This is a genomic window from Candidatus Poriferisocius sp. (assembly GCF_965208475.1).
In the GTDB taxonomy this organism is placed as follows: Bacteria; Actinomycetota; Acidimicrobiia; order Acidimicrobiales; family Bin134; genus Poriferisocius.
The window spans coordinates 3191034-3217462 of sequence record NZ_OZ242338.1 but is presented as its reverse complement, the minus strand read 5'-3'; the positions used below and the strand labels follow the sequence as shown (position 1 = coordinate 3217462).

Here is a 26429-nt window from a genome sequence, read left to right as displayed (position 1 = left end):
GAGCCGGTGCTGAGTGCGATCATGGCCGCTGCGGAATCCAGCGGCCAGGCGGTAGCCGCAGAGGGCTGGTTCCTGGAGAACGCCTGGCTGGTATGGCTGTTCCCGGCAGTGTCGTTCCTTTTAATTCTGCTGTTCGGCAAGCGGTTCCCCCGGGGGGGCTCCGAGATCGGCATCGCCGCGGTAGGGGCCTCTTTCGTGTTCGGCCTGCTCACCGCCATCCAGTGGATCAGCGAGGTGGAAGGCGCCGGCGGTGGCGGCGGTGCCGAGGGCGAGCACGCCCTAGGAGCAGACGGGCTGGTTGCCGCGGCCGAAGGCGAGGCTTCCGGCGGGGTGGGGGCGCTCACCCGGTCGATCACCTGGCTCACCAATGGGGCCGAGGCCATCGGTGCGGGCATCATGATCGACGGGCTGGCCGTGATGATGATCTTCGTGGTCACCGTGGTGTCGCTGCTGGTACACGTCTACTCCACCGACTACGTGGCCGGCGACCGCCGCTACACCCACTTCTTCGCCTTCTTGAGCCTGTTCACCGCGTCGATGCTCTTCTTCGTCACCGCCTCCACCACCATTCAGATGCTGGTGGGCTGGGAGTTGGTCGGGGTGTGCTCCTTCGTGCTCATCGGCCACTGGTGGGAGGACAAGGACAACTCCGACGCTGCTCTCAAGGCCTTCTTCACCAACCGGGTGGGCGACGTGGGCCTCATCATCGGGGTGTCGATTCTGTTCTTCGGCGCGGGCACCTTCGACGTGATCGGAGTGAACGAGGCCGCCATAGCCGGCACCATGAGCCACACCGTCACTCTGGCGGCTGCGCTTTGCCTGACCGCCGCGGTGATGTCCAAGTCTGGGCAGTTCTTCCTCCACACCTGGCTGCCCGACGCCATGGCCGGCCCCACCCCGGTATCGGCCCTCATCCACGCCGCCACCATGGTTGTGGCCGGCATATTCATGGTGGCCCGGCTCTACGGGGTGTTCTTCGAGGGCTACTCCATCGGCGGCTCCAGCATCAACCTGCTGGCCCTGATCGGCGGGGTAACCACGCTGGTTGGGGCCACCCTGGCCTTCGTCCAGAACGACATCAAGCGGGTGCTGGCGTATTCCACCGTCTCCCAACTCGGCTACATGGTGCTGGCCCTGGGGGTGGGGGCGTGGACCGCAGCCCTGTTCCACCTGTTCACCCACGCCTTCTTCAAGGCCTGCCTGTTCTTGGGCTCGGGCTCGGTCAGCCATGCCGTCCACTCCTTCGACATGAAGGAGGACATGGGGGGCTTGCGCAAGCACATGCCCCACACCTACCGAACGTTCATGATCGCCACGGTGGCGCTGGCCGGACTGCCCATTTTGTCGGGGTTCTGGTCGAAGGACGAGATCTTGGCCGGCACCGGCGGATGGGGTCTGTTCGGAGGCACCGGGGGCAACGGGGCCTACACCGTGATGCTGGCCATGGGCATGATCACCGCCGCTCTCACCGGGGCCTACATGACCCGGGTGGTGTACCTCACCTTCTTCGGGGAGTTTCGGGGCCATGGCGCCCCGCATGAGTCCGGGCCCCGGATCACCGTGCCGCTGTGGATCCTGGGGGGCCTAGCTGTGGTGGCTGGGTTCATCAACCTCCCGGCCGGCTTTCAGCTAGTCCCGGCCAGTTGGGAGGAGAAGTTCCTCCAGTGGGTGGAGCCCGTGGGGGTTAGCTATTTCCCCGCCATCAGCCACGCCACCCCGTCGTGGACGCTGGCCATCGTGTCGGTCATCGTGGCCCTAGTCGGCATCGGGGCCGCCTACTACTACTACTTCGTCCGGGTGCGGGCGGTGAGCCCGGCAGCCACAGAGCTGCCCGACGGGCTCACCACCAAGTCATCGCTGGCCCGCGTCGGCCATCGGATCCTGGTGAACAAGTACTACCTCGACTGGCTGTACACCACCGTGATCGTCGGCTTCGTAAAGGGGCCGCTGGCCCGCGCCGCCTATTGGACCAACCAGAACATCATCGACCGAGTGGTCAACGAGGCCGGAACCCGCTCGGTTCAGGCCGGCGAAATCGTCTACCACAAGGTGGACCAGATGGTGGTGGACGGCATCGTCAACGCCACCGGGAAGATCTCCGACAGCTCGGGAGAGGAACTGCGGCGCATCCAAACCGGAAAGGTGCAGCAGTACGCCGCCATCATGTTCGCCGCCGCCACCATCCTGGCCGGCATCTTCATCATCGTCATCTAGGGAGCACACGAACCAATGGAGTCATTGTCGACCAACCCAACCGCCTCGGTCAGGCACAAAGGGAGGGCACGAACGCATGAGTGACTTTCTCAACGACTGGGGGCTGAGCATCCCAACGTTCTTGCCGATCTTCGGCGCGGCCGTCATGATGCTCATTCCCAAGGATCGAGAGCAGCTCCACAAGCTGATCGCCCTAGCCACCACCGTGGCGGTGGCCGTTTTCGGCTTGCTGCTGTTGATCCAGTTCATCGACAACGACGACTACGGCGCCCTCAACTTCGTGGTCGACAAGGGGTGGATCGACGTCATCGACTCCCGCTACATCATGGGCGTCGACGGCATCTCGCTGCCGCTGATGTTGATGACCATGCTGATCGTGCCCCTGTGCGTGATCTACTCCTGGAACCACTTCCCCGAGCCGCACAATCCCAAGGCCTTCTTGATGCTGATCCTCATCCTGGAGACCGGGATGATCGGCACATTCGCCGCCCAAGACCTGATCTTGTTCTTCGTGTTCTTCGAGGTTGTGCTTTTGCCCATGTACTTCATGATCGGGGTGTGGGGCGGCGAGAACCGGCGTTACGCCGCCATCAAGTTCTTCCTGTTCACCCTGTTCGGCTCGGCGCTGATGCTGGTCAGCTTCTTGGCCCTGTATTTCCTGGCCGACGCCGGCACCTTCGATATGCGGCTGCTACCCGAAGCCGCCGCCGGGATCGCCAAGTCGTCGCAGGTCTGGGTGTTCGGCGGCATGTTCCTGGGGTTCGGGGTCAAGGTGCCCATGTTCCCGTTCCACACCTGGCTGCCCGATGCCCACACCGAGGCCCCCACCGTGGGCTCGGTGATCCTGGCCGCGGTGCTGTTGAAGCTGGGCACCTACGGGTTCGTGCGCATCGCCATCCCAATCCTGCCCGAGGCGGCCGCCGAGTGGGCCCCGTTCATCGGGCTCTTGGCGGTGATCGGGATCATCTACGGCGCCTTGGGCTGTCTGGCCCAGCGCGACCTGAAACGGCTGGTGGCGTTCTCGTCGGTGGCCCACATGGGCTTCGTGATGCTGGGCATCGCCACCCTCACCGATTTCGGCATCAACGCCGCGGTGTTCGGCATGGTGGCCCACGGCCTCATCACCGGGATGCTCTTCTTCTTGGCCGGTTCAGTGAAGGAGCGTTACCACACCCTCGACATGACCCGGCTGGGGGGCCTTCTGGTGCAAGCCCCCCGCATGGGCTGGATCCTGGGGTTCTGCGCCATGGCCTCGCTGGGTCTGCCCGGCCTGGCCGGGTTCTGGGGCGAGTTCCCCGCCATCTTGGCCTCCTACAACCCCGCCGAGGTGCTGGCCGAGGAGACCTTCCGGTCGTACATGGTGATCGCCGCGCTGGGCACGGTGCTGGCCGCCGGCTATCTGCTGTGGATGCTCCAGAAGACCGCCTTTGGCGAACCCCGAGAAGAGTTCGCCAACGATCCCCATGTACACGACGCCACCTTCTCCGAGTACCTGGCCTGGGCACCGCTGCTCATCCTCATCGTGGTGCTGGGCGTGTACCCCCAACTGCTGTTCGGGGCCACCGATCCCGCAGTGGTCAACTCGATCAGCGAATGCCTCGACTCCGTGACCAGCGGGTCGTGTTTCGACGCGGCGGCTGGTAGGTAGGCCCTCCGATGCTCTCGTCGCTGCCCTCGATCGCCGGCTTCGTCCGGCCGGACATCGACTGGCACGCGGTCGCGCCCGAGCTCACCCTGCTGGGGGTGGGCGCGGTGGTCACCCTGCTCGACATCGTGCTGTTGGAGCGGGGACGGCCCTACACCTCGGCGCTGGCCGGCATCGGCCTGCTGGTGGCGCTGATACCCATCGTGACCTTGGCCGCGGCTGGCGACACCCGGGAGATGTTCGGCGGGGCCTTCGTGGTGGACGACTTCGCCCTCATTTTGAAGGCCATGTTCATCGTGGTGGCCTACATCGTGGTGCTGTTGTCCACCAACTACATCGCCGAGGGCGACTATTGGGAAAACGAGTACTACGGCCTTCTCTTGGCATCGGTGTTGGGCATGGTGCTGATGGCCTCGGCCCGCGATCTGGTCACCATTTTCGTGGCCCTGGAGCTGCTGTCCATTCCTGCCTACCTCATGGCCGCGTGGCGAAAGGGCGATCTCAAGAGCACCGAGGCCGGGCTCAAGTACTACCTGATGGGAGTGTTCGCCTCGGCCATCATGTTGTACGGCATGTCGCTGCTGTTCGGCCTGGCCGGCGACACCCGCCTGTCGGTCATCTCCGAGACGGTGTCGAGCGGCAGTACCAATCCGGTGATCACGCTGGGCATCATCTTCGTGATCATCGGCTTCGCCTTCAAGGTGTCGGGCTTCCCGTTCCACACCTGGGCCCCCGACACCTACGAGGGCGCGCCCACCCCGGTGACCGCCTTTTTGGCCGTGGCTTCCAAAGCCGCCGGGTTCGTGGCCCTCATGCAGTTGGTGCATGCCGGTTTCCCCGGCCGAGACGACGTCTATCAGCCGCTGTTGTGGATCCTGGCCGTGGGCTCGATGACCGCGGGCAACCTGATCGCTTTGCGCCAGGAGAACATCGTTCGGCTCATGGCCTACTCCGGGGTGTCGCAAGCCGGCTTCATGCTGGCCCCCCTGGCGGTGGCCGGCGATATCGGCGACGAGGCCCTCTCCGCGGTGATCACCTACGTGCTGATCTACGCGGCCATGAACCTGGGCGCCTTTGCGGTGGTCATCGCCGTGGCCCGCCGCACCGCCTCCGGGGAGATCCGCTCCTATGCCGGGTTGTTCAAGTACGCCCCCGGCATGACCGTGCTCATGTCGGTCTTCCTGTTCTCCCTGGCCGGGATCCCCCCGCTGGGCGGCTGGTTCGCCAAGTTCGCCGTGTTCCGGGCCGTGTTGGAAGCCGACACCGGCTGGGGCTATTCCCTGGCCGTCATCGCCGCGGTCAACTCAGTGATCGCGCTCTTCTACTACGCCAAAGTAGCCCGCATGATGTGGTTCGAGGACACCCCCGAAGAGGCCGACACCACATCCCTGCGGGTGCCCCCCTCCCTGGTAGCCGCCCTCGGCCTCACCGCCGCGGCCACCCTCCTGTTCGGCATCTACCCCGCCGTAATCACCCACTTCACCGACGGCACCCTCATCGCCCTGCCCTAGTTGCCTTCTGACGGGCAGCAAGTGCGTTTCGTTATCGAACCAGCTAGGCGTCAATCAGAATTCGGTAGTTGTCGAATACTGCGGCGATCTCAATCTCGCCGCCAAGTTGGCGGACGATCGACCTTAGGGTTTCCAGCGACAGGCCGATCTCGCCATGCTCGAATTGGGACACCGCTGACTGCGACTTACCGATCATCTCGGCCAACTCCAACTGCGTGACGCCGAGCGCCTTGCGAAGCTCGGCAAGACGACAGGAGGCAATCTCAGCCAATGCGCGGTCCCTGGCGTCATCGATACGACGACTGCGTTCAGGATCCCGCCGGGCCTCATCACGTAATTCACTAAATTTGTGGGTCTTCGGCATCAGATCAAACCTTCCTCCCGTAACTCTTCAAGATGGGTGTCATAGAGATCATCGGCAATTGGTGTGTAGGGGTCGTACCAGCGGTTCCAATTCGGGCTGCCCGGATCGTTGGGGCTCTTGTCACCGCCAATCAACAAGATGGCCGTTCGAAGCGGATCAAAGGCGAAAATAACCCGGATTGCACGTTCCGCCCGCAGTTCCTTCATATTGGGGTGACGCGAACGATGAATGTTGTCGACGACAGGCCGGCCGAGCCCCGGACCAGCAGACTCCAACAACTCCACCCGGGCAATCACTGCATCCTGCTCCTCCTTGGCCAGCGTGTGGTACCAGTCCCCAAATTGGTCTGTGTCCTCGACCTCCCACACAGTCATCAGTATAGCTAATATCAGCACAACTGGTACTTTGCCAAGCCACCGCTGTCCCCTCACCGCGGCGGCCACCCTCCTGTTCGGCATCTACCCCGCCGTCATCACCCACTTCACCGACGGTACCCTCATCGCTTTGCCTTACTGAGTCCACCAAAATCGAGGGACAACTTGGTGTATTGATGGTGTATGGTTTGTGAATGGCGCGGACAAACATCGACATCGACGAGGAGGCTTGCGCTGAAGTCATGCGGCAATACCAGCTGCGCACCAAGCGGGAAGCCGTCAACTTTGCCCTGAACCAGCTGGCCATCAAGCCTTTCACGGTAGAAGAGGCACTCCAGATGCAGGGGACCGGCTGGGACGGTGACCTCGACGAGATGAGGACCTACGAGGTCTGGTGATTCTCGTCGACACCTCGGTATGGGTCGAGTACCTCCGCAATACGGGGAGAGATTCACACATCCGACTCAGGTTGTTGATCACAACCGAGGCCGAACTGGCGATCACCGATGCAGTAAGACTGGAACTCCTAGCCGGCGCTCGGGATGACATCCACGAACAGAAACTCAGACGTCTCTTGGCCCGCGCGGTGACCCTGCCCACCCATTCCTCACACTACGACTACGCCGCCTCTGTCTACCGGTCCTGTCGCAGGAGGGGCGAGACAATTCGCAAGCTGCTGGACTGCTTGATCGCCGCGGTGGCCATTCACTCCGGGGTTCCGGTTCTTCATGCCGACGCCGACTTCGATGTCATGGCCCAGCACACCGACTTGGAAGTCGTGGCCCTGTCATAGCCTCTTGGCGTGATCGCTAGTGGAAGGAACCGCTTTCGTGCCCGAGCTGCCTGATGTGGTGGTCTATCTGGAAGCGCTGGACCGGTTCGTGGTGGGGCGGGAATTGCGCAAGATCCGAGTGATCGGCATCAGCCTGCTCCAGTCGTTTGACCCTCCGATCAGCGAAGTTGAAGGGCGGACCGTGGTCGGCACCCGGCGGCTGGGCAAGCGGCTGGTGCTGGAAATGGACGGTGCCGACGAGTTGTTCCTGGTTATCCACCTCATGGTGGCGGGGCGGCTGCGGTGGCGCGACCAGCCAGGCGCCAAGCCGCCGGGGAGGATTGGGTTGGCCGCATTCGACTTCGACCACGGCACGCTGATGCTCACCGAGGCCAGCAAGCGCAAGAGGGCATCGCTGTGGCTAGTGAACGGTGGCGACGCCCTGGCTGAGGATCATGACCGGGGTGGAGCGGAACCGCTGGAGGTAAACGAGGCCGGTTTCCGCGACGCCCTGACATTCCACAACCGGACCCTCGAGCGAGCCCTGTGCGACCCCACTGTGTTCAGTGGCATCGGCAACGCCTACAGCGACGAGATCCTGTTCCACGCTGGGCTGTCCCCGGTCCAGCGCACTGGCAACCTTGCCGACGGTGAGATCGCCCGCCTCTACCTGGCCACCCGCGACACCCTGGACGACTGGACTGAGCGCCACCGCCAAGCTGTGGGCGACGGCTTTCCCGACAAGGTGACCGCCTTTCACGACGACATGGCCGTCCACGGCAAGTTCGGCCAGCCTTGTCCCGTGTGCGGGGTTCCCGTTCAGCGCATCGTCTATGCCGACAACGAGGTGAACTACTGCCCCCAGTGCCAAACCGAAGGCCGGGTGTTGGCCGACCGATCCCTGTCCCGCCTCCTCAAGGACGACTGGCCTCGCAGCATCGAAGACCTCGAGGACTGATCGGCAGCTTCTCCTTCAGCGAACTATCTTCCCGATGTCAATGAGGAGGCCACAGCATGAGTTCGTTCAGTCGAGAGTCCACCGCCGAAGAGGTCGTTGACGGGCTCGACCTGTCGGGGCAGGTTTTCGTCATCACGGGAACGACAAGCGGTTTGGGCGAGGAGTCGGCTCGGGTGCTCGCGGCCCGCGGCGCCCAGGTGGCCATGCTGGCCCGCGATCCCCAAAAGAACCAGGAGGCTGCCGAGCGCATCCGCTCATCAGTGCCCGATGCCGATCTGTCGACCCACCAACTCGACCTCTCCGATCTCGGCAGCGTGGCCCGCTTCGCAGCCGAGGCCGCCGACCAGTTCGACCGCATCGACGTGCTGATGAACAACGCCGGGGTGATGTGCTGCCCATTCGACCACACGGCCGACGGCTTCGAGATGCAATTCGGCACCAACCATCTCGGACACTTCGCTCTCACCGTCCAGTTGTTGCCGCTGCTGCAACAGGGCGACCAACCCCGCGTGGTCACCCTCTCTTCGGGCGGACACCGCATCTCCGACGTCGACCTCGACGACCCCAACTTCGAGCACACCCCCTACGACCCCTGGGTGGCCTATGGCCGGTCTAAGACTGCCAACGTCCACTTCGCCGCCGAGCTGGCCCGACGCTTCGGCGATGAAATGCTGTCGCTGTCGGTCCATCCCGGCGCGATCCCCACCAAGCTGGGCCGTCACATGACCAAGGAAATGATCGACGGCATGAGGGAACGAGCCAAAGCCAGTTCGTCCTCAGGCCAAGGCCTCCAATACAAGACCCTGGAGTCTGGCGCTGCCACCCAGGTATGGGCCGCTACCGCTCCCGAACTGGCCGAGAACAACGGCAAATACCTAGCCGACTGCAACGTGGCCGAGCCCGGAACAGGCGAAATCGGCTACGCCCCCCACATCTACAACCCGGCCACCGAGGCCGCGCTGTGGGAGCTGAGCGAACGCCTCGTCGGATTGACGGCCTAGAACCCCCTACTTGCGGGGGCCGCCCCGGGTGCCGGGCCAGCGGGAGCCGCCGATGACATCGGCCATGGGCCAGAACGCATCGGGATCGAGCGGTCCGGCGTTGGTGATCTGTCGGTCTTTCATCTTGTTGGTCACCAACCGGGCCGAGAGCTGCTCGACGATCGGGAAGTACCGGGCTACCGGATCCCAAGGGCTGTCCAACAACCGCAGCTCTCCGTCGATGTCCTCAATGTGGACCTGCTCAAACGTGGTGGCCACGTCTACAACGTGGGGCGCGAAGTCGTATTCCTTCTCTGCCCCGCCGATGGCCCGGGAGTACTTGGTCCACCACTCGTGCTCGGTAAAGTCACCGTCGGCCGGCGCCGGAGTGCCGGTCACATCACCCTCGAATTCGATGAAGGTGTAACCCTGGTGGATGGTCCGGGCCTCCACTCGGTTGCCGAGGCGATAGAAGCGGATGTCACACGGGTACTTGGGTTGTCCATTGGTCTCGCCGCTGATGAAGATGGCGGCTTCCTGATCGATGCCCAAGCCCAGGCTGTACTGACCGCTGGTGCCCTGCCAACTGGCCGGAACCTTCACGCTCACGCCGTACTCCGGTTCGCCCAGCACCGGCACGCAGTACACCCCTACTGTGACAATCGGCTCCCCCGGTGTGAGCCCCGGCGGGAGAATCTGCTCGATGCCAGCCGGGTCGGTCCGGTACTCAACGGTCAGCTTGGGCCAGCCGGCTACTTCACCAGGTCGGTTCATCGGTGTTTCAGTCACAGTTCCTCCAGTGCTGAATACTGCGAAACCTCGAGGTTTCGCCCGTTCATTTCCCGACAGTGTATTTGCCGTGCAAAAGCTGTGCACCAGTGAGGTGTCCGAGCGACGGTGTCGCCATACTGGACTCATGGGGTTCGCCGAGTTCATGGAGCGAGCGCTGTACGACTCCGAGCACGGGTTCTTTATGTCGGGCCAGGCCGGTCGGCGCGGCGGACACTTCATCACCAGCCCCGAAGTCGGGCCGCTTTTCGGCGCGGTGGTGGGCCGGATGCTGGACCAACGCTGGGCCGAGATGGGCAGACCAGACCCGCTCACCGTGGTAGACGCGGGGGCCGGGCCGGGAACTCTGGCCCGCACAGTGGCCAAGGCCGATCCTCAATGCACATCTGCTCTGCGTTGGATCAACGTGGAACGAAGCTCCGCCGGGCGCGCCGCCCACACCGTTGGAGAATCCCGGGCCGACATGCCCCACGGGCCGATCAAGGGGGTGATCCTGGCCAACGAACTGCTCGACAACCTGCCGCTCCGCCTTTTCGACGCCGGCGGCCATGAGGTTGGCGACCGCCGACCCAAACCCGAGACCCCACTGACCCCCCGCCAAGACCAGGCCTGCAAATGGCTGTCCCACGCCCTTTCGATCATGAGCCAGGGAACCGTGGTGGTAATCGACTACATGAGCACCACCGAGGAGATGGCCGCCCGACCCTGGCCCGAGTGGCTGCGGACCTATCGGGGCCACGAGCGGGGCGATGATCCGTGGTCGGCCCCCGGAACCCAGGACATCACCTGCGAGGTGGCCCTCGATCAGCTCGCCGCGGTTTGCCACCCCACCCGGGTCGCCGGTCAGGCGGCCTGGTTGCGAGCCCACAGCCTCGACGAACTCGTGGCCGCGGGCAACGCCGCCTGGCGAGCCGGTGCCGCCCACGGCGATCTCGTCGCACTGGCCGGACGCAGCCGGGCCATCGAAGCCGAAGCCCTGCTCGATCCCGCCGGTCTGGGCGGCTTCACCGTGGCCGAATGGGACGTGTCCGCCCCGCTATGAGGCCGATCAGGAGTCGTTGCGAACCGCGGCCCGAAAACCCAGGGCAACCGGGTTGGCCCCATCGGTGTCGGGCTGAATGGCCACCTGATACCGACCCGGCGTGGGCAGCTTCATCGCCCGGAAATCAGCCACGAACGGCACATTGACCAGCTCGCCGGGGTCATGGCCCGATCCCAGCTTGACTTGAACTTCGCCCGTCATCTCGGCCAGCTTCTGTCCGTCGGCGTCCTCCACTCGCACTCTGATCTTGTGGGGCTCCATCGCCTCCACCGGGGACATCTCCAGCACCAGCGCCAACATGACCCCGACCGGCGCGGGGAACGCCTCCCGATACACCCGAGTGATGCCCGCCGAGCTCACAAACAGCAGCCCCTCCCGCACCTGGGCGAAATCACACAGCGTCGCTACCCGAATGTCCATAACCGCCGATCAGCTCCCGACCTGAAGTAGCTCCACTACCTGACCATAACCTCTATAGGACTACAGAATGTAGGCTCGCCGCGCCGTTCCATTAGAGCATCGGAAAGGATTGAGCAATGTCCGACGCCACCATTGAGGACTATTACGTCGAAGACCGCACCTTCGCCCCAGCCGCCGACTTCGCCACCGCCGCCCTAGCCAACGACCGCTCGCTCTACGACGAGGCCGATGCCGATTACGAGTCGTTCTGGGCTCGCCAGGCCCGCGAGCTGCTGAGCTGGGACACCGATTTCCACACCGTGTTGGAGTGGGACCTGCCCTTTTCCCGGTGGTTCGTCGGCGGCGCCCTCAACGTGTCGTACAACTGCCTCGACCGCCACGTCGAAGCGGGCAAGGGCCACAAGATCGCCTTCCACTGGGAGGGGGAGCCGGGCGACACCCTCACCATTACCTATGCCGACCTGCTGACCAAGGTGTCCAAGTTCGCCAACGTTCTCAAAGGCCTGGGACTGGGGGCAGGCGACCGGGTGGCCATCTACATGCCGATGATCCCCGAGCTGCCGGTGGCCATGCTGGCCTGCACCCGCATCGGAGTGGCCCACTCGGTGATATTCGGCGGCTTCTCCCCCGACGCCATCGTCGACCGCTGCGAGGATGCCGAGGCCCGCCTCATCATCACCGCCGACGCCGGCTACCGCCGCGGCACCCCGTCGCTGCTGAAGCCCAATGTGGACACCGCCCTCAGCCAGGGAGCAGCCTCGGTGGAGCACGTGGTGGTGGTCAACCGCTGCGACACTGACGTCGGCATGGCCGAGGGCCGCGACCTGTGGTGGCACGACCTCATGGCCGGCACCTCAGCCGACTGCCCGCCCGAGCCCATGGACTCCGAGGCGCTCCTCTATCTGCTGTACACGTCGGGCACCACCGCCAAGCCCAAGGGCATCATGCACACCACCGGCGGCTATCTCACGCAAGTGGCGTTCACCCACAAGTACGTGTTCGACCTGAAGCCCGATACCGACGTGTACTGGTGCGCGGCCGACATCGGCTGGGTCACCGGCCACAGCTACATCGTGTACGGCCCGCTGGCCAACGGCGCCACCTCGGTCATCTACGAGGGCACCCCCGACACCCCGGGCCGAGATCGGCTGTGGGACATCGTGGAGCGCTACGGCGTCACCCAGCTCTACACCGCCCCCACCGCCATCCGCACCTTCATGAAGTGGGGCGCCCAGGAGCCGGCCAAACACGACCTGTCCAGCTTGCGGGTGCTGGGCACGGTGGGCGAGCCCATCAACCCCGAGGCGTGGATGTGGTACCACACCAACATCGGCGGGGGGAGCTGTCCCATAGTGGACACCTGGTGGCAGACCGAGACCGGCGGCCACATGATCTCCCCGCTGCCCGGCGTCACCACCACCAAGCCGGGGTCGGCCACCCACCCCATCCCCGGAGTGTTCGCCGAGTTGGTGGACGACGACGGCCGGCCGGTGGAGCGGGGCGGTGGCTACCTCACCATCACCCGCCCGTGGCCGTCGATGCTGCGGGGCATCTGGGGCGACCCCGAGCGCTACCGGGAGACGTATTGGAGCCGGTTCGAGGGCCGCTATTTCGCGGGCGACGGGGCCAAAGTGGACGATGACGGCTACCTGTGGCTGCTGGGCCGGGTGGACGACGTGATGAACATCTCCGGCCACCGCATCTCCACCACCGAGGTGGAATCGGCCCTGGTGGACCACGCCGCGGTGGCTGAGGCCGCGGTGGTGGGCGCGGCTGACGACACCACCGGCCAGGCCATCATCGGCTACGTGATCTTGCGGGGCAGCCACGACGCCACCGACGAGTTGGGTGAGGAGGTCCGCCAGCACGTGGCCACCAAGCTCGGTCCAATTGCCCGACCCAAGACAGTGGTGCTGGTTCCCGACCTGCCCAAGACCCGCTCGGGCAAGATCATGCGCCGCCTGCTGCGGGATGTGGCCGAGGGCCGCAGCCTGGGCGACACCACCACACTGGCCGACCAGTCGGTGGTGGACGAGATCCGCACCCGAGCCGCCGAATCCCCCCAAGAAGATTGACCGAACGAGCCGGACCCGCCCACTGGACCTGGCGGGGCGCGCCCATCGACGGCGGCCCCGCGGTGATCGTCGATGTCGACGGAGTGATCTCCGACGGCAGCGGCCGCCAGCATTTGGCCCAAGCCCGCCGATGGGATGAGTTCTTCGCCGGCTGCCCTGACGACCCTCCTCTGGAAGCAGCGGTGGCCTTGGTCAACTCGCTGGCCCCCGAGATCACGGTCATTCTGCTCACCGCCCGCCCCTGGCCGCTGCTCGACGACACGGTGACTTGGCTACAAGCCCACCGTGTCCGCTGGGATCTCCTTATCTTGCGACCCCCCCACAGCGGCGACCGGTCGCGCGCTTACAAGGCCACCGAAGTCGACAATCTCCGTCAGCACGGTTTCGAATTGCTGTGCGCACTCGAAGACGACCCCCGCAACGTGGAGATGTACACCGAGGCCGACGTCCCCTGCGTGTACGTCTACTCCGGCTACTACGACCGCTGACGAGCGAAAATTGCCGTCGGCCGATAGCCTGACCTCCAGAATCTGATCTTCAATTTGGAGTGATCCTGGGCATGAACACGATCAAGACAATCCTCCTGCTGGTGCTGATGGCGGCGCTGTTCGTGGCCGTCGGCGGGCTGTTGGGCGGCAGCGGCGGACTGGCCATCGGCATCGTCTTCGCGGTGGTCGTGGTGGGCGGTTCGTACTGGTTCAGCGACAAGCTGGCCATCGCCTCGGCCCGGGCCGTGCCGGTCACCCCAGAGCAGCTCCCCCAGTATCACGCCATCATGGAGGAGCTCACCGCCAAGGCTCAGATGCCAATGCCCAAGCTATATGTGAGCCCCAATCCCCAGCCCAACGCCTTCGCCACCGGCCGCAACCCCAAACATGCTGCGGTGGCTGTTACCGAAGGGCTCATCAACCACCTGAGCTGGGATGAGATCCGTGGCGTGCTGGCCCACGAACTAGCCCACATCCGCAATCGCGACATCCTCATCGGATCGGTGGCCGCCGCTATCGCCATGGCCATCACCTTCGCATCTCGCATCGCAATCTGGGGCATGATCTTCTTCGGCGGCCGAGGCCGCGACCGGGGAGCGGGCGACCTCATCGGCGTATTGATCGCCGCCGTCTTGGCCCCCATTGCCGCCAGCCTGATCCAAATGGCCATCAGCCGCACCCGGGAGTACCAGGCCGACGCCTCAGCCGCTCGGCTCATCGGCGACGGCGAGCCCTTGGCCCGGGCCTTGGAGAAGCTGAACTCCGCCTCCCAGCGCATCCCGGTCAACGTGCCGGTGGAGCAGGCGTCGCACTACATCGTCAACCCCCTCACCGGCCGGGCCAACTTCCGCAGCCTGTTCAGCACCCACCCCCCCGCCGAAGAGCGCATCCGCCGCCTCCGCGCCGGCGAGTGGGTCCCCCAGGCGTACTAAGCCGCCGCCCTGCCCCCCGGAAAACCCTAAGAAACCAGAGCGACGGCGTTGGGTTAGGGTTTTTTCAAGAGAAAACCCTAACGGAGGTGGCCACAAGGACCGAACTCATGGGAGCGCTGTTCGCCAACCTTGCGGCTGACCCTTCGAACATGCCGTCGCAGACGCCTGTCAACTCGATCGCACCGTCTGCCATGGAGACGCTTCGAGGCCGGCTGTCAGACGATGATTCCCCCAAAGCGGAACTGCCCAAGCGCGACCTGCTGGGCAGACTCGGGCTCGTCGCAGAGGACGGCGAACATCTGAACAAGGCAGGCGAGATGCTGCTAGCGGTGCGTCGGGAGCCGGCCATCGACTACTCGTACCGGCACGTTCCCGGCGGGCCTTCCATCTTGCGGATCTTGGAGGGTGGCCGCTCGCTGCTGGAAGAGGTTCTGGCAGTTGAGGTACGGGCCAACGATCACAATTTCGTGACAGAGATAACCATCGGGCTTCAGGTCCACAAGGTGTGGGCCATCCCGCGGCGGTCGCTGCGGGAGGCGCTGTTGAATGCGGTCTGCCACCGGGAGTGGAGCTTGCCGGACCCCACGGTGGTGGAGCATATCGGCAATCACTTCCGCGTCACCTCGCCCGGCGGACTCATCGGCGGCATCACCGAGAGCAATATCATTACCCACCACTCCGTGCCCCGCTATCGGACACTCATGAATGCGCTGCGGCTGATCGGCCTCGTGGAGCAGGAGGGAGTTGGAGTGGACATGATGTTCGCGGAGATGATCCGCATCGGCAGTCGGCCCCCTGCCATCACAACCCTGCCCGACCCGGCCGTCCGCATAGACCTCTACGGGCAAACGGTGAACGAAAACTGGTACAGGTTGTTTGCCGACTTGGAGCCACCGGGTGGCCGTGACGATGTGGACGCCGCGCTGCTCGTCTGGCGGGGGGCGCAGCCACAATCGCCGTTCCTCACCAGTGAATCTTGTGCTCCGCTGCTGCAACGCTCCCGGGGCGACGCCGAAGCAGCGCTGCGACGGGTGGCCGAATACAGGCTGGCCACGCCGGGGGCACCCTTGCTGTCACCCATCGCCGTGCCCCATGACACTCCTGCTGCCTGGCAGCTCAGCCCGCAGGCAAAAGCAGCCCTCGGCCTGCAACCCGGTACCGAGTCCGGTGAGTGGGCGCTGGCTTGGGCCCGCGAGCGCGGGCGGATCTCCTCTGGCGAGTATCGCGAGTTGGCCGGGGTATCGGCCGCCACCGCCACAAACCGGTTGAAGGAAATGGCTCGACAGGGCTGGCTCGTGCCGAGCTCAGACGTAGGGCGGGGAAGAGGTTTCCACTATCTGCCCACCCGGTGAGCGCCGATCAGTCTCGGAAGTTCCCGAACTGGAGGGGGATGGCGAAGTCGGCTTCTTTGAGGGCGGCGATCACCTCTTGGAGCATGTCTCGCTTCTTGCCGCTCACCCGGAGCTGGCCACCCTGGGTCTGCGACGACACACCTTTCATGCCCAGGTTCTTTATGAACTTGTTCAGCTCCCGGGCCTTGTCCGCCGAGATCCCCGCAGCCAGCGCCGCCTCCTGGCGAACAGTGCCGCCCGCGGCATCCTCCACCGCCCCGTAGGTCACCCCCTTCAGCGAAACCTTGCGCCGCACCAGCTTCTCCTCCAGCACCTGGCGGGCCGCCGCCAGCCGGTCCTCGCTGGACGACCGCAGCGAAATCACACCGTCGCCCAACTCCACCTCGCTGCCCGTGTTCTTGAAGTCGTATCGGCTGTGGATCTCCCGAGCCGCCTGGTCCACCGCATTGCGGACCTCCTGCATGTCCAGCTCAGAAGAAACATCAAACGTCGGCATCACCCGAACCTACCGCACCGCCACCAACGCTATTCGTGCCGTCAACAGAAGACGATCTGAGATAATGACGTCTGTTCCAAGGCCGTTTTCGAGCAGCGTCACCAAGGAGAGAAGGCCATGACTGCCATTCCTGAATCCGAGGTACATCACATCACCGAAGAGGAGCTAGACGTGCTCATCGAGAAGACCCTGCAAGAGGCCGGGGTCGAGCTAGAAGAACTCCGCCGCCAGTACATCCTCGGGAGATTCGAGTCCGAAAAACTCCGCCGGACATGGTTCGTAGTCTCGGGCCTCGGTCGCGCCTGAAATGAGTAGGGCAACGCCCTCGCCGCCCGGTAGGGTTGTCCTCCGTTGGGTCGGTGCCCGAGTGGCCAAAGGGAACGGGCTGTAAACCCGTCGGCATAGCCTTCGGAGGTTCAAATCCTCCCCGGCCCACAACATGACGGCTTCATTCAGGGAGCCTCGCTACGGATGCCATATGCCATTGTCCATGGCGAACTTTTTGAGCTGCTTGGCTTTCCTGTCCATTTCGCGTCTGCCACAGATTCGTAGGTCGATATAGGCGTGGCCGTACGGCACACCAGCGACAGCAGAATCGTCAACAGCGCGAAGCCCGCAGCCTTCAATCTCGGAAACTGTAACGAAGCAGCTGCCGATTGTCGGGTTCGAATAGCGGGAATGAGCCTCCCCTGGCGACAAAAGGGCATCCCTCGTCGTGGACGCCATCTTGTTTCGGGGCTTGAATGCCTCAGATGTGATCGTTCCGTCGTCGCGTGCCCAATTTGGGTGTATCTGACGCCTGAGTTGTTCAGCGAGATCGGTGATTTCGGCTTCTCCAGCCGCCAGTGGGGGCCAGCTCACCGCACTTGTGTGCCTGTGAGACCATCCAACCAATCCCTCATGTACTTCCTATCAACTAGGACGTTTTCCTCATACCGGTGTTCGTCAGTTGTCGCGTCCCAAGAGGCAACTGTTGCGTATCCGAATGAGTCGCCGAATTCGATGGAGGCTTCGATCTCACCCAGCGTCCATTCCATGGATACGCCGCCATCGACGCGCGGGAACACATGCGGGCGAGGCAGCCCGTAAGACCGTATAGCTGACGCCAGCTTCCAGACTCCTTGGATCGCTTCATCATGCGGCGCCGTCCCTGCCTCGCCGTCGGTGTCGTACCAGCCGTCTTCGAGTTCCTTGAGTTTTTCGATCTCTTCATACAAGGCGCTGATGGACTCCGGGGGGATCGGCCTCCTCACCAAAGCATCTCCGCGGCTTCTCCTGGTCATGGCGAAGGGAAACCACAAATTGAACGCCGCAGGGGCCACAACTCTCAAAGGGCCAGAAATGGTTTCTAGGCCCCACGGAAAGAACCCGCTCGCACAGTCGTCAACGGGGTGCGTTTCGACGAGGAGACCTGCTGCTCGGCTGTTCATCGTTTTCGCCCCCAAGTCTTGTGTGCTGATGGTGTGGTGAATGAAGCAAACCCTCGAACGATCCACTCGTGTGCGAGGTCCATAAACTCGAGCGCGCCTTCCAGATCGGGCGAGGACGCTAGTCCCCTAGCTGCTAGATAGACCGCGAGGACGCTTTGGTCGTCGACGCCGACTGGGCCTGCCTGAATGTCGAGCCACTCTCCCGGATCAGGTATGTGGAAGTGCAGGTAGGTGGCTGCGACCCCGGGTTCGGGAAGAAAATCGTCGCTCATGACGCCACCCCAAGGAGCCAGAATCTCGGGAGTGTCCTCGGGCCCCTGCCAGCCGCTCTCCGCGCCGATGTGGTTCACATAGAGAACTTGGCAGATGCCTGGCACCAGCTGATCGCCGACAGCACCGTCGAGTTTGTGCCATGCGTCTACGAAGGACTCCCGCAACGAAGCAAACCGAGGATAAGCCTCTTCCGATTCGTCTTGAGTCCAATGAACGGCGAGCCGATCATGCTGTATCTGAACTACGCGGCTCCCGCCGGGATTGGACAGCCACAGCCTAAGGTCGGCCGCTTCATCGTCTTGTCGATCGAACGCACCCGGTTCTAGACCCATCGTTGTCAGCACTGGACGCATTTCGAGGTCGTAGCCAGGCCACGCAGCAGCCAGCGCATCCTCACCCGAAGCCTGGATGTCCAACGACTCTTCGAACTGAACCGAGAGCGCTACCTCGATAACTGGTGGCCGCTCAAAGTCTGGCAGCTCAGACAACGCCAAGGCAGTGTCCTTTCGCTGCACGAACTGCGCACATGCGCTGAAATGCTCGCACAGAGTCGTTCACGGAAGGTGGATTTACTAATAGATGCTACCACTCTCTGCCAAGATGCGGCCCGGAAGACAAGCAGCCGGATCTGCGGTCTGAGTACTGGCATTTGCCCCTGCCGAATGGTGTCCGGCGTTCTTCGTGGGCGTAGTGTCAACCTTCGGAAAGTTACGGAGGACCGCGTGAATGCCAGCACGCACCAGCAGCTAGCCAGCTTCATTTGGAAGATATGCAATCTGCTGCGAGGGCCGTACAAGCGGAACGAGTATCGGAAGGTGATTCTGCCGCTGACGGTGCTGCGGCGGTTCGATTGCGTTCTCGCGGACACCAAACAGGCGGTGCTCGACGCCCACGAGCAGCACGCTGGCCAGCCCGATACCATCCGGGAGCCACTCTTGGAGGCGGCCTCGGGCCTGCCGTTCTACAACACGTCAAGGCTGGATTTCGACAGGCTCCTGGACGACCCGAATCTGCTGGCCCAGAACCTTAACGCCTATATCAGCGGCTTCTCCGAGAACGTCCGGGAGGTCATTGACCGCTTCGGGTTTGCCGACCACATCGCCCGAATGGACGAAAAGAACCTGCTGTACGAAGTGATCAAGGCATTCGCCGGGGTTGATCTGTCGGTGGAGCGCGTCGACAACATGCAGATGGGCTACGTCTTCGAGGAGCTCATCCGCATCGGGGCCGAGCAGTCCAACGAGGAGGCCGGAGAGCACTTCACGCCCCGCGAGGTGATCCGTCTAGCCCTGATTGTTCATGAGAATTGAATAGTCCCGGGTTTCGTGGGGGCTCTGTTCTTTGGGCGGGTGGGGTTTGTGTGTTTTCGTGTGGTTTCGGTGTTGGGGTTGGGGGGTTGGTGAATTCCTCTGGTGGTCGGGGGGTCTGGTGGGGGGTTTGGGGCGCGTCGGGTCGGGGTTTGGGGCCGGGGTCGGGGTGGGAGCGGGGCGTGGGGCTATGGGCCGTGGGGTTGGCAGGCGTGGAGGAGTTGGGGGGTTGTGGGCCACCAGTCGAGCAGGCGCAGGGTCCATTTGCGGGAGGAGCGGACGAGGCGGGCGGGTGCGTGCCATAGCTGCCATCTGAGGCGTTTGGGGGCTGCTTGGGCTAGGGGTCCGGTGAGGCGGAGTTGTTGGAACCATCTCACGAGAGCCAGGCTGAGCGCGACGAGCTGTGTCCAGGCGGCGTTGGCGTCGAAGTCGGTGAAGGGCATGCGTTTGAGGCCGGAGTCTTTGAGGTCTGAGATGGTGTTCTCAATGCGGGCGTGGCCTCTCATGTGGGCGTCGAGTTGGGCGGGGTCGCCTGCGGCGTCGGTGTAGAACCCGCGGTAGCGCCAGTTGCCGGAGTCGAACAGGGTGCGCTGCGCTCCGGGGTGCAGCGGCTCTCGGCGGGCGATGAAGCGGGTGCGCTCGGGCCAGCCGGCCAGATCGACGCTGCCGGTGAGGTCGGCGACCTGGGCCCGCCTCGAGGGCTCGCCGTCGGCGCCGAGCGCCGGCTGCCACTTCCCGGCGTCGAAGCGGACGCGGTCTATCGCCGCTGTGACCTCGAAGTTTGAGCGGGCTGTCATGAAGAACCCGATGTTGCGGTCCCGGCAGGCCTCGGCGATGCCGACAGAGCAGCCCGCCGCGTCGACCCGCAGGTGCACCTCCCCCAAGGGCGCATGCCCGTCGCCTGGGCGATGGCCCCTGGCGACGGCGGCGGGCAGCTGCGCGATGGCGGCGTCCATGACCTCTATGTGGTCCAAGATGTGGTTGGCCGCGGCGTTGCCCGCCCGCAGCTTTATCGACAAAGGCTCCCCCTCGTCTGTGGCGCACAGCATCGGGTGGAACCCGAACCCGCCCTTGAAGTGCGCAGCCGCTTGCTGCTTGTTCTCGGAGTGGACCTCCACCAAAGTCGAGTCGATGTCCAAAACCACCGGGCCCGCAGCGTCGCCGCGGCGCTCCCACACACCGGCCCGCACACCGGCCACCGCCCCCAACACAGCCTCTGTCGCGCCGGGGCCCAAACCGCGCAGCGTCCGGTACAGAGTCGAGTCAGAAGCCACCTCGCCGAACAGCACCGGCTGCGCCCGCAGATGCTCGATGTCGCTGCAAGCCTCACCGCCACCGGCCAACATCAACAACGAATGCGCCAGCACCTTGCCCCGGTCATGAACCGGCGCCCGCTCCCCGCCCCGGGGCACCGCCGCCGACAACGCCTCCCCCAGACCCAAACCATCGGCGAAACGCCCCAAAGCGAACAAACCCGAATGCGCCGCCACCTGACCGCCGCCGCCCGCCACCCTCACATCGCGCGTGCTGCTAACCTGCATCCCGGAGATGCCCCTCTCTGTGGAACCAAAACGTGCCTAACAACACACATCGTCCCACACCAGAGGGGCTTTTCCGCGGACGCGCACCCCCCAACACCACACCCCCATGAACAATCAGGGCTAATGGTTAGCCTCTTGCTGTCACCTGAGCCTGACCTGGGCAAGAGCCATGTCGTCAAGACGATCTACGACCCAGCCTGCGGCACCGGCGGGATGCTGTCGGTGGCCGAAGAGCACCTGCTGGAGCACAACCGGGAGTCGCGCCCGATCCTGTACGGGCAGGACTACAACGACGAAGCCTGGGCGGTGTGCAAATCCGACATGCTTCTCAAAGGCCAGGACGCTGACAACATCATTCGTGGAGACTCGTTCACCAGCGATGGATTCCAACGGCACCCCAACGGGCAGCCCTGGACCTTCGACTACATGCTGGCCAACCCGCCCTTCGGCGTGGAATGGAAGCAGCAGCGCCAGCACATTGAGCGCGAGCACAACACCCTCGGCTACGACGGCCGCTTCGGCGCCGGCACACCGAGGATCAACGACGGATCGCTGCTGTTCCTCCAGCACATGCTGTCCAAGATGCAGCCTGTCGACCAGGACGACCAGGCCGACAGTGGCGGCAGCCGCATCGCCATCGTGTTCAACGGGTCACCGCTGTTCACCGGCGACGCCGGCAGTGGCGAGAGCGAAATCCGCCGGTGGATCATCGAGAACGACTGGCTGGAGGCGATAGTGGCGCTGCCCGACCAGATGTTCTACAACACCGGCATCGCCACCTACATCTGGGTGCTCACCAACCGCAAGGAACCGCACCGCACCGGCAAGGTGCAACTCATCGACGCTCGCCAGATGTTCGAGAAGATGCGAAAGAGCCTCGGCAACAAGCGCAACGAACTCTCGCAAGCCCAAATCGACGACATAACGAGAATCCACGGCAACTTCGCGCACGGCGAAACCCGCGACTTCACCGATGAAAACCCCGTGACCCACCTGCCTCGCACCCGGCCCCTTATTGTGAGCAAAGTGTTCGACAACCGCGATTTCGGCTTCCAGAAGATCACCGTCGAACGGCCCCTGCGGCTGAGGTTCCCCCCCCCCCCCCCCCCCCGATTGCGACAGCCGCTTAGAAGATCAAAAGGCGTTTGCCAACCTGGCCAAGAGCAAGAAGCGCCCTGGCCCTCAGCACGATGCCGAGGTAGCCGCGGGCAAACGGCGCCAGGAGTTGCTTCGAGCATTCGTGGATGCGGTCGCAGACGAGATGGGTGGCGAGCCCATCAACGACCGCGACGCTTTCATCAGCACTCTCCGAGACACGGCGAAAGCCGCTGGAGTGCAGCTGACGGCGCCGGAGCAGAAGGCCCTCGTGGCCGCACTTGGAGAACGCGACTCCGACGCGTCGATTTGTAACGACAAGACCGGCAACCCAGAACCTGATCCGGAGCTGCGCGACACCGAAACCGTACCGCTGGGCGAGGCCATAGACGACTACATGGCCCGAGAAGTGCTGCCCCACGCGTCCGACGCCTGGGTAGACCACACCAAGACCAAAATCGGCTACGAAATCCCCCTCAACCGCCACTTCTACGTCTACGAACCACCCCGCCCCTTAGACGAGATAGAAGCCGACCTGAAAACGCTTGAACACGAGATCGCTGTGCTGCTCGGCGAGGTCACCGGATGAAACACGCCCCCTACCTGAGCTACAGGCCGTCAGGGGTGGAATGGCTGGGAGATATGCCGGAGCACTGGGAATTGGTACGACTTGGGCGTTTGGGTGCATTTTTCAAAGGCGGCGGGGGCACAAAGGAAGATGAAGTCGAGGGAGGCGTGCCTTGTATCCGCTATGGAGACCTCTACACGCAGCACCAATTTCTGATTAGACAAAGTCGAGCTGGCATAGCTGAGGCGAGCATTAGCAGGTACAAGCAGTTGCGATACGGAGACCTCCTGTTCGCCGGATCGGGAGAGACCATTGAGGAGATCGGCAAGTCGGCGGTAAACCTCATCGGAGGCCCCGCTTACTGCGGTGGGGATGTAATCGGACTTCGACCAGATATAGAGATCGACGCGACCTTCTTGGGTTACGCCGCAGACTGTTCTCCAGCCATTTACCAGAAAGCATGTATGGGGCGCGGGGTCACCGTCATGCACATCTATGGCAGCGAACTCAAACACCTACTTGTATCCCTCCCACCTTTCCAAGAGCAACGTGCCATCGCCGCGTTTCTCGACCATGAGACCGCCAAGGTGGACACCCTCGTGGCGAAGAATCGCCAGTTGATCGAACGGCTTGCCGAGTACCGGACAGCGCTCATCACCCGCACGGTGACCAAGGGCCTCCCGCCCGATGTAGCCAAGGCTGAGGGCTTCAACCCGTCCCCGCGGCTCAAACCGTCAGGGGTGGAGTGGATCGGGGACGTTCCTGACCACTGGGACGTTATGAGGTTGGAACACGTCGCGACCTATCGCACGAGCAGCGTGGACAAGAAGACCGCGGACAACGAGTTGCCCGTGAGGCTCTGCAACTACACCGATGTCTACTACCAGGATCGAATCCGAGCCAGCGAGGGCGACTTCATGTCAGCGACCGCTTCACCGCAGGAAATCGCGCGGTTCGGATTGCACGTTGGGGATGTGGTCATCACGAAGGACTCTGAAGACTGGACGGATATCGCAGTCCCATCACTAATCGAGGAAGTCGCCGACGATTTCGTATGTGGCTACCACTTGGGCATTATCCGGCCTGAAGTAGCAACAGACTCCGCTTTCATCTTTCGTGCGATGCAATCGGTAGCCGTGAATCGGCAGCTTCAAGTCTCTGCGTCTGGTGTCACTCGATACGGGCTGCCAAATCCCGCTGTTGGTGATGCACTAATTCCCATGCCACCTCTTCCAGAGCAACAAGCCATCTCTGCCTATCTTGACCTTCAGACAAAACGAATCACCTCTCTGTCCTCTCGGGTCGAGACAGCCATCGAGCGCCTCCAGGAATACCGTACAGCGCTCATCACGGCTGCGGTGATTGGGAAGATCGACGTGAGGGACTATGCCGCAGTCGAGGCAGGAGGCAGCGCGGCGTGACCAGCCAGACGAGCGAGAGGGCGTTCGAGGCGACGGTTGAGTCGATGCTGGTCGAGGGCGGCTGGCGCGAGGGCGATGTTGCCGAATGGGATGTGGAGCGGGGCTTGTTCCCTGCCCGGGTGGTCGCGTTCTTGGAGGTTGCACAATCGGAGTTGTGGGGGCAGTTGGCTGCTCAGCACGGAGCGAGCCTTGATGCGATGGTTGTGGATCAGTTGGTGAAGCAGCTTGAGATCAAGGGGACTCTCGGGGTTTTGCGCCAGGGGTTCAAGTTCCAGGGCAAAACGCTGCGTCTGGCGTTCTTCCAGCCGGCCCACGGCCTCAACCCCGACGCTGTGGCACAGTTCGCCCTGAACGAGCTCACGGTGACGCGCCAGGTTCGATGCCATCCCGGCAAAGGCGACACCGTGGACATGGTGTTCGCTCTCAACGGCGTGCCGGTGGCGACCTGTGAACTCAAGAACCCGATGACCGGCCAAACCTGGCGGAACGCCGTCCGCCAGTACAAGGAAGACCGCGACCCCAACGCTCCGCTGTTCAAGTTCTCAAAGCGCGCCCTGGTGCATTTCGCTGCCGACACTGACGAGGTTCACATGGCCACTCGGCTGTCGAAGAACAAGACCAGGTTCTTGCCGTTCAACCGGGGCAGCTCCCCCGACCACATCAAGTGCGGCGCGGGCAACCCGGAGCACCCCTCCGGCTATCGCAGCGGCTACTTCTGGGAGGAGGTTCTTGAGCCGACCCGCTTCCTCGACATCTTGGGCCACTACCTGTTCGTCGAGCGCCGCGACGAGAAGGTCTACGGCGACAGCGGTGCCCGCACCGTGCGGCGGGAGACATTGGTGTTCCCCCGCTACCACCAGCTCGACGCGGTGAACAGCCTGGTGGAGACAGCGCGAGCAGAAGGGGCTGGCAACAACTACCTGATCCAGCATTCGGCGGGCAGCGGGAAGACCAACAACATCTCGTGGCTGTCACACCGGCTGGCGAGCCTGCACACCGACACCGACCACAAGGTGTTCGACTGCGTTCTGGTCATCACCGATCGCCGCGTCCTCGACCGGCAGCTTCAAGACGCCATCTACCAGATCGAGCACGCCCAAGGTGTCGTGCAGGCCATCGACGAAAGCTCAACACAACTAGCCCAAGCCCTGGTGGACGGGACGAAGATCGTCATCACCACATTGCAGAAGTTCCCGTTCGTCATGCGGGGCCTGCTTTCCATCGCCGGTGCTGTCTCTCCCGACGAACCCGCCCAATTCGAGCAGGCCCAGGTAAAGGACTGGCGCCAGAAGATCGCTGAGCGGCGTTATGCGGTGATCGTCGACGAGGCGCACTCCAGCCAGACCGGGGAGAGCGCCCGCGACATGAAGGCGATCCTCGGTGAGCGCTCGCGGGCCGCTTCGGAGAGCCTTGAAAACTGGGAGGACGGATTGAACGCCGTGGTGGAGTCGCGCGGCCCGCAGCCGAACCTGTCGTTCTTCGCGTTCACCGCCACCCCCAAGGGCAAAACCATCGAGCTCTTCGGGCACCGGGGCGCCGGCGGAATCCCTGAGGCGTTCCACATTTACAGCATGCGCCAGGCCATTGAGGAGGGTTTCATCCTCGACGTGCTGGCGAACTACACCGACTACGACACCTATTACAAAATTGCCCGTCAGGCCGCCGACGACCCCGAGTACCCGCAGCGGCGCGCCGCCCGGGCCCTCAGCAAGTACGCGTCGATCCACCCCCACAACCTGGCCCAGAAGACCGAGGTCATAATCGAGCACTTCCGCGCCAAAGTGAGGCGCCATATGGGCGGCAAGGCCAAGGCGATGGTGGTCACATCGTCGCGGCTCCACGCCGTGCGCTACATGCAGGCCTTCGAGGAATACATCAACCAAAAGGGATACACCGACATTCGCCCCCTGGTTGCGTTCAGCGGAACCGTCACCGACCCCGACACCGGCGAGGACTTCACCGAACCGGGCATGAACACCAACATCGTGAGCGGCAAGCCGATCAGCGAGTCGGCGCTGCCGGGCCGCTTCGACTCGCCCGACTACCAGATACTCCTCGTGGCCGAGAAGTACCAGACCGGCTTCGACCAGCCATTGCTCCAGGCGATGTACGTCGACAAGCGCCTCGATGGGGTTCAGGCCGTGCAAACGCTGTCGCGCCTCAACCGGATCGCCCCCGGCAAGGGCGACCCGTTCGTGCTGGATTTCGTCAACCACCCCGAAGACATCGGCGCGGCCTTCGCCCCCTACTACGACCAGACCCAGCTCGAAGCCCAATCAGACCCGAATCAGCTCGATGGCCTCAAGCACGAGCTCGACGAGATGCAGGTCTACCACCACGACGAAGTGGAGCGATTCGCCCAGGTGTACTTTCAGCCATTCG

24 protein-coding genes, 1 tRNA gene and 2 pseudogenes are annotated in these 26429 nt (G+C 63.6%); 19 read left to right on the top strand and 8 right to left on the bottom strand.

Annotated features, from left to right (window positions below; translation table 11 throughout):
* The first annotated feature begins 6 nt into the window (after positions 1-6).
* The 3 genes from ACOGXA_RS15130 (at position 7) to ACOGXA_RS15120 (ending at position 5370) form a co-directional block, all read left to right on the top strand.
* Positions 7-2214, top strand: a complete 2208-nt coding sequence (locus ACOGXA_RS15130) for an NADH-quinone oxidoreductase subunit L (RefSeq protein ID WP_419924680.1) — start codon at positions 7-9, stop codon at positions 2212-2214.
* 76 nt (positions 2215-2290) lie between these two features.
* Complete coding sequence (locus tag ACOGXA_RS15125) at positions 2291-3862, top strand: complex I subunit 4 family protein (RefSeq protein ID WP_419924679.1); 1572 nt, start codon at positions 2291-2293, stop codon at positions 3860-3862.
* 8 nt (positions 3863-3870) lie between these two features.
* Positions 3871-5370, top strand: a complete 1500-nt coding sequence (locus ACOGXA_RS15120; protein ID WP_419924678.1) for an NADH-quinone oxidoreductase subunit N — start codon at positions 3871-3873, stop codon at positions 5368-5370.
* 43 nt (positions 5371-5413) lie between these two features.
* Here ACOGXA_RS15120 and ACOGXA_RS15115 read toward each other — a convergent pair whose 3' ends face one another.
* Positions 5414-5734, bottom strand: a complete 321-nt coding sequence (locus tag ACOGXA_RS15115) for a helix-turn-helix domain-containing protein (protein WP_419924677.1) — start codon at positions 5732-5734, stop codon at positions 5414-5416.
* Positions 5734-6108: a type II toxin-antitoxin system RelE/ParE family toxin gene (locus tag ACOGXA_RS15110; RefSeq protein WP_419924676.1), complete on the bottom strand. Its 375-nt coding sequence runs from the start codon at positions 6106-6108 to the stop codon at positions 5734-5736. The genes ACOGXA_RS15115 and ACOGXA_RS15110 overlap by 1 nt, the downstream gene beginning before the upstream one ends.
* A gap of 194 nt (positions 6109-6302) precedes the next feature.
* On the opposite strand from ACOGXA_RS15110, the gene ACOGXA_RS15105 reads away from it, so the two are divergent.
* Genes ACOGXA_RS15105 through ACOGXA_RS15090 form a run of 4 tightly spaced genes read left to right on the top strand, consistent with a single transcriptional unit; the run spans position 6303 to position 8839 of the window.
* Positions 6303-6506, top strand: coding sequence for a type II toxin-antitoxin system VapB family antitoxin (locus ACOGXA_RS15105; RefSeq protein ID WP_419924675.1), 204 nt, complete (start codon positions 6303-6305; stop codon positions 6504-6506).
* Positions 6503-6901 carry a PIN domain nuclease gene (locus tag ACOGXA_RS15100; protein ID WP_419924674.1) on the top strand — a complete coding sequence of 133 codons (399 nt, stop codon included), beginning with the start codon at positions 6503-6505 and terminating at the stop codon, positions 6899-6901. Before ACOGXA_RS15105 ends, ACOGXA_RS15100 begins: the two co-directional genes overlap by 4 nt.
* A gap of 19 nt (positions 6902-6920) precedes the next feature.
* Positions 6921-7838 (top strand): Fpg/Nei family DNA glycosylase, encoded by a 918-nt coding sequence (locus tag ACOGXA_RS15095; RefSeq protein ID WP_419924673.1) that lies wholly within the window; start codon positions 6921-6923, stop codon positions 7836-7838.
* A 56-nt stretch (positions 7839-7894) separates the two neighbouring features.
* Complete coding sequence (locus ACOGXA_RS15090) at positions 7895-8839, top strand: SDR family NAD(P)-dependent oxidoreductase (protein ID WP_419924672.1); 945 nt, start codon at positions 7895-7897, stop codon at positions 8837-8839.
* Between the two features lie 6 nt (positions 8840-8845).
* On the opposite strand, the gene ACOGXA_RS15085 is transcribed toward ACOGXA_RS15090, so the two are convergent.
* Complete coding sequence (locus ACOGXA_RS15085; RefSeq protein WP_419924671.1) at positions 8846-9592, bottom strand: acetoacetate decarboxylase family protein; 747 nt, start codon at positions 9590-9592, stop codon at positions 8846-8848.
* A gap of 142 nt (positions 9593-9734) precedes the next feature.
* Between ACOGXA_RS15085 and ACOGXA_RS15080 the strand changes: the two genes are divergently transcribed.
* The gene (locus ACOGXA_RS15080) at positions 9735-10649 is read left to right on the top strand and encodes an SAM-dependent methyltransferase (protein ID WP_419924670.1); all 915 of its coding nucleotides are present in this window, start codon (positions 9735-9737) and stop codon (positions 10647-10649) included.
* A 6-nt stretch (positions 10650-10655) separates the two neighbouring features.
* On the opposite strand, the gene ACOGXA_RS15075 is transcribed toward ACOGXA_RS15080, so the two are convergent.
* Positions 10656-11069: a DUF6941 family protein gene (locus ACOGXA_RS15075; RefSeq protein WP_419924669.1), complete on the bottom strand. Its 414-nt coding sequence runs from the start codon at positions 11067-11069 to the stop codon at positions 10656-10658.
* Between the two features lie 116 nt (positions 11070-11185).
* On the opposite strand from ACOGXA_RS15075, the gene acs reads away from it, so the two are divergent.
* From acs to ACOGXA_RS15055, 4 genes are all read left to right on the top strand, one after another.
* Entirely contained in the window at positions 11186-13144 is a 1959-nt protein-coding gene (gene acs / locus ACOGXA_RS15070) for an acetate--CoA ligase (RefSeq protein WP_419924668.1), read from the top strand.
* The gene (locus ACOGXA_RS15065; RefSeq protein ID WP_419924667.1) at positions 13141-13632 is read left to right on the top strand and encodes a hypothetical protein; all 492 of its coding nucleotides are present in this window, start codon (positions 13141-13143) and stop codon (positions 13630-13632) included. The genes acs and ACOGXA_RS15065 overlap by 4 nt, the downstream gene beginning before the upstream one ends.
* A 71-nt stretch (positions 13633-13703) precedes the next feature.
* Complete coding sequence (locus ACOGXA_RS15060; protein ID WP_419924666.1) at positions 13704-14564, top strand: zinc metalloprotease HtpX; 861 nt, start codon at positions 13704-13706, stop codon at positions 14562-14564.
* Between the two features lie 86 nt (positions 14565-14650).
* Positions 14651-15916 carry an ATP-binding protein gene (locus ACOGXA_RS15055; protein ID WP_419924665.1) on the top strand — a complete coding sequence of 422 codons (1266 nt, stop codon included), beginning with the start codon at positions 14651-14653 and terminating at the stop codon, positions 15914-15916.
* Between the two features lie 7 nt (positions 15917-15923).
* Here the strand turns inward: ACOGXA_RS15055 and ACOGXA_RS15050 are convergent, their stop codons facing one another.
* A complete protein-coding gene (locus ACOGXA_RS15050; protein WP_419924664.1) occupies positions 15924-16412 on the bottom strand; it encodes a YajQ family cyclic di-GMP-binding protein in 489 nt (162 codons plus the stop codon).
* Positions 16413-16529: 117 nt separating this feature from the next.
* Here ACOGXA_RS15050 and ACOGXA_RS15045 point away from each other — a divergent pair, with 117 nt between their 5' ends.
* Together ACOGXA_RS15045 and ACOGXA_RS15040 are read left to right on the top strand one after the other, a co-directional pair.
* Positions 16530-16718, top strand: a complete 189-nt coding sequence (locus tag ACOGXA_RS15045) for a hypothetical protein (protein WP_419924663.1) — start codon at positions 16530-16532, stop codon at positions 16716-16718.
* Positions 16719-16765: 47 nt separating this feature from the next.
* Positions 16766-16847 (top strand) — tRNA-Tyr (locus ACOGXA_RS15040).
* 422 nt (positions 16848-17269) lie between these two features.
* Here the strand turns inward: ACOGXA_RS15040 and ACOGXA_RS15035 are convergent.
* Both ACOGXA_RS15035 and ACOGXA_RS15030 read right to left on the bottom strand, forming a co-directional pair.
* Positions 17270-17842, bottom strand: coding sequence for a hypothetical protein (locus ACOGXA_RS15035; protein ID WP_419924662.1), 573 nt, complete (start codon positions 17840-17842; stop codon positions 17270-17272).
* Positions 17839-18609, bottom strand: a complete 771-nt coding sequence (locus tag ACOGXA_RS15030) for a TIGR04255 family protein (RefSeq protein ID WP_419924661.1) — start codon at positions 18607-18609, stop codon at positions 17839-17841. Before ACOGXA_RS15030 ends, ACOGXA_RS15035 begins: the two co-directional genes overlap by 4 nt.
* A gap of 228 nt (positions 18610-18837) precedes the next feature.
* Here ACOGXA_RS15030 and ACOGXA_RS15025 point away from each other — a divergent pair.
* Positions 18838-19401, top strand: a pseudogene (locus tag ACOGXA_RS15025) (type I restriction-modification system subunit M N-terminal domain-containing protein); the annotation flags it as partial.
* Between the two features lie 209 nt (positions 19402-19610).
* Here the strand turns inward: ACOGXA_RS15025 and ACOGXA_RS15020 are convergent.
* Positions 19611-20963 (bottom strand): IS1380 family transposase, encoded by a 1353-nt coding sequence (locus ACOGXA_RS15020; RefSeq protein WP_419924313.1) that lies wholly within the window; start codon positions 20961-20963, stop codon positions 19611-19613.
* 123 nt (positions 20964-21086) lie between these two features.
* Between ACOGXA_RS15020 and ACOGXA_RS15015 the strand changes: the two genes are divergently transcribed.
* The 4 genes and pseudogenes from ACOGXA_RS15015 to ACOGXA_RS15000 all read left to right on the top strand — a co-directional run.
* A complete protein-coding gene (locus tag ACOGXA_RS15015; protein ID WP_419924660.1) occupies positions 21087-22373 on the top strand; it encodes an HsdM family class I SAM-dependent methyltransferase in 1287 nt (428 codons plus the stop codon).
* Positions 22330-22647: a hypothetical protein gene (locus tag ACOGXA_RS15010; protein ID WP_419924659.1), complete on the top strand. Its 318-nt coding sequence runs from the start codon at positions 22330-22332 to the stop codon at positions 22645-22647. Before ACOGXA_RS15015 ends, ACOGXA_RS15010 begins: the two co-directional genes overlap by 44 nt.
* On the top strand, positions 22644-24047 hold the full coding sequence (locus ACOGXA_RS15005) for a restriction endonuclease subunit S (RefSeq protein ID WP_419924658.1): 1404 nt from the start codon (positions 22644-22646) through the stop codon (positions 24045-24047). The genes ACOGXA_RS15010 and ACOGXA_RS15005 overlap by 4 nt, the downstream gene beginning before the upstream one ends.
* A gap of 44 nt (positions 24048-24091) precedes the next feature.
* Positions 24092-26212 (top strand): annotated as a pseudogene (locus tag ACOGXA_RS15000) (type I restriction endonuclease subunit R); the annotation flags it as partial.
* Between the last annotated feature and the right edge of the window lie 217 nt (positions 26213-26429).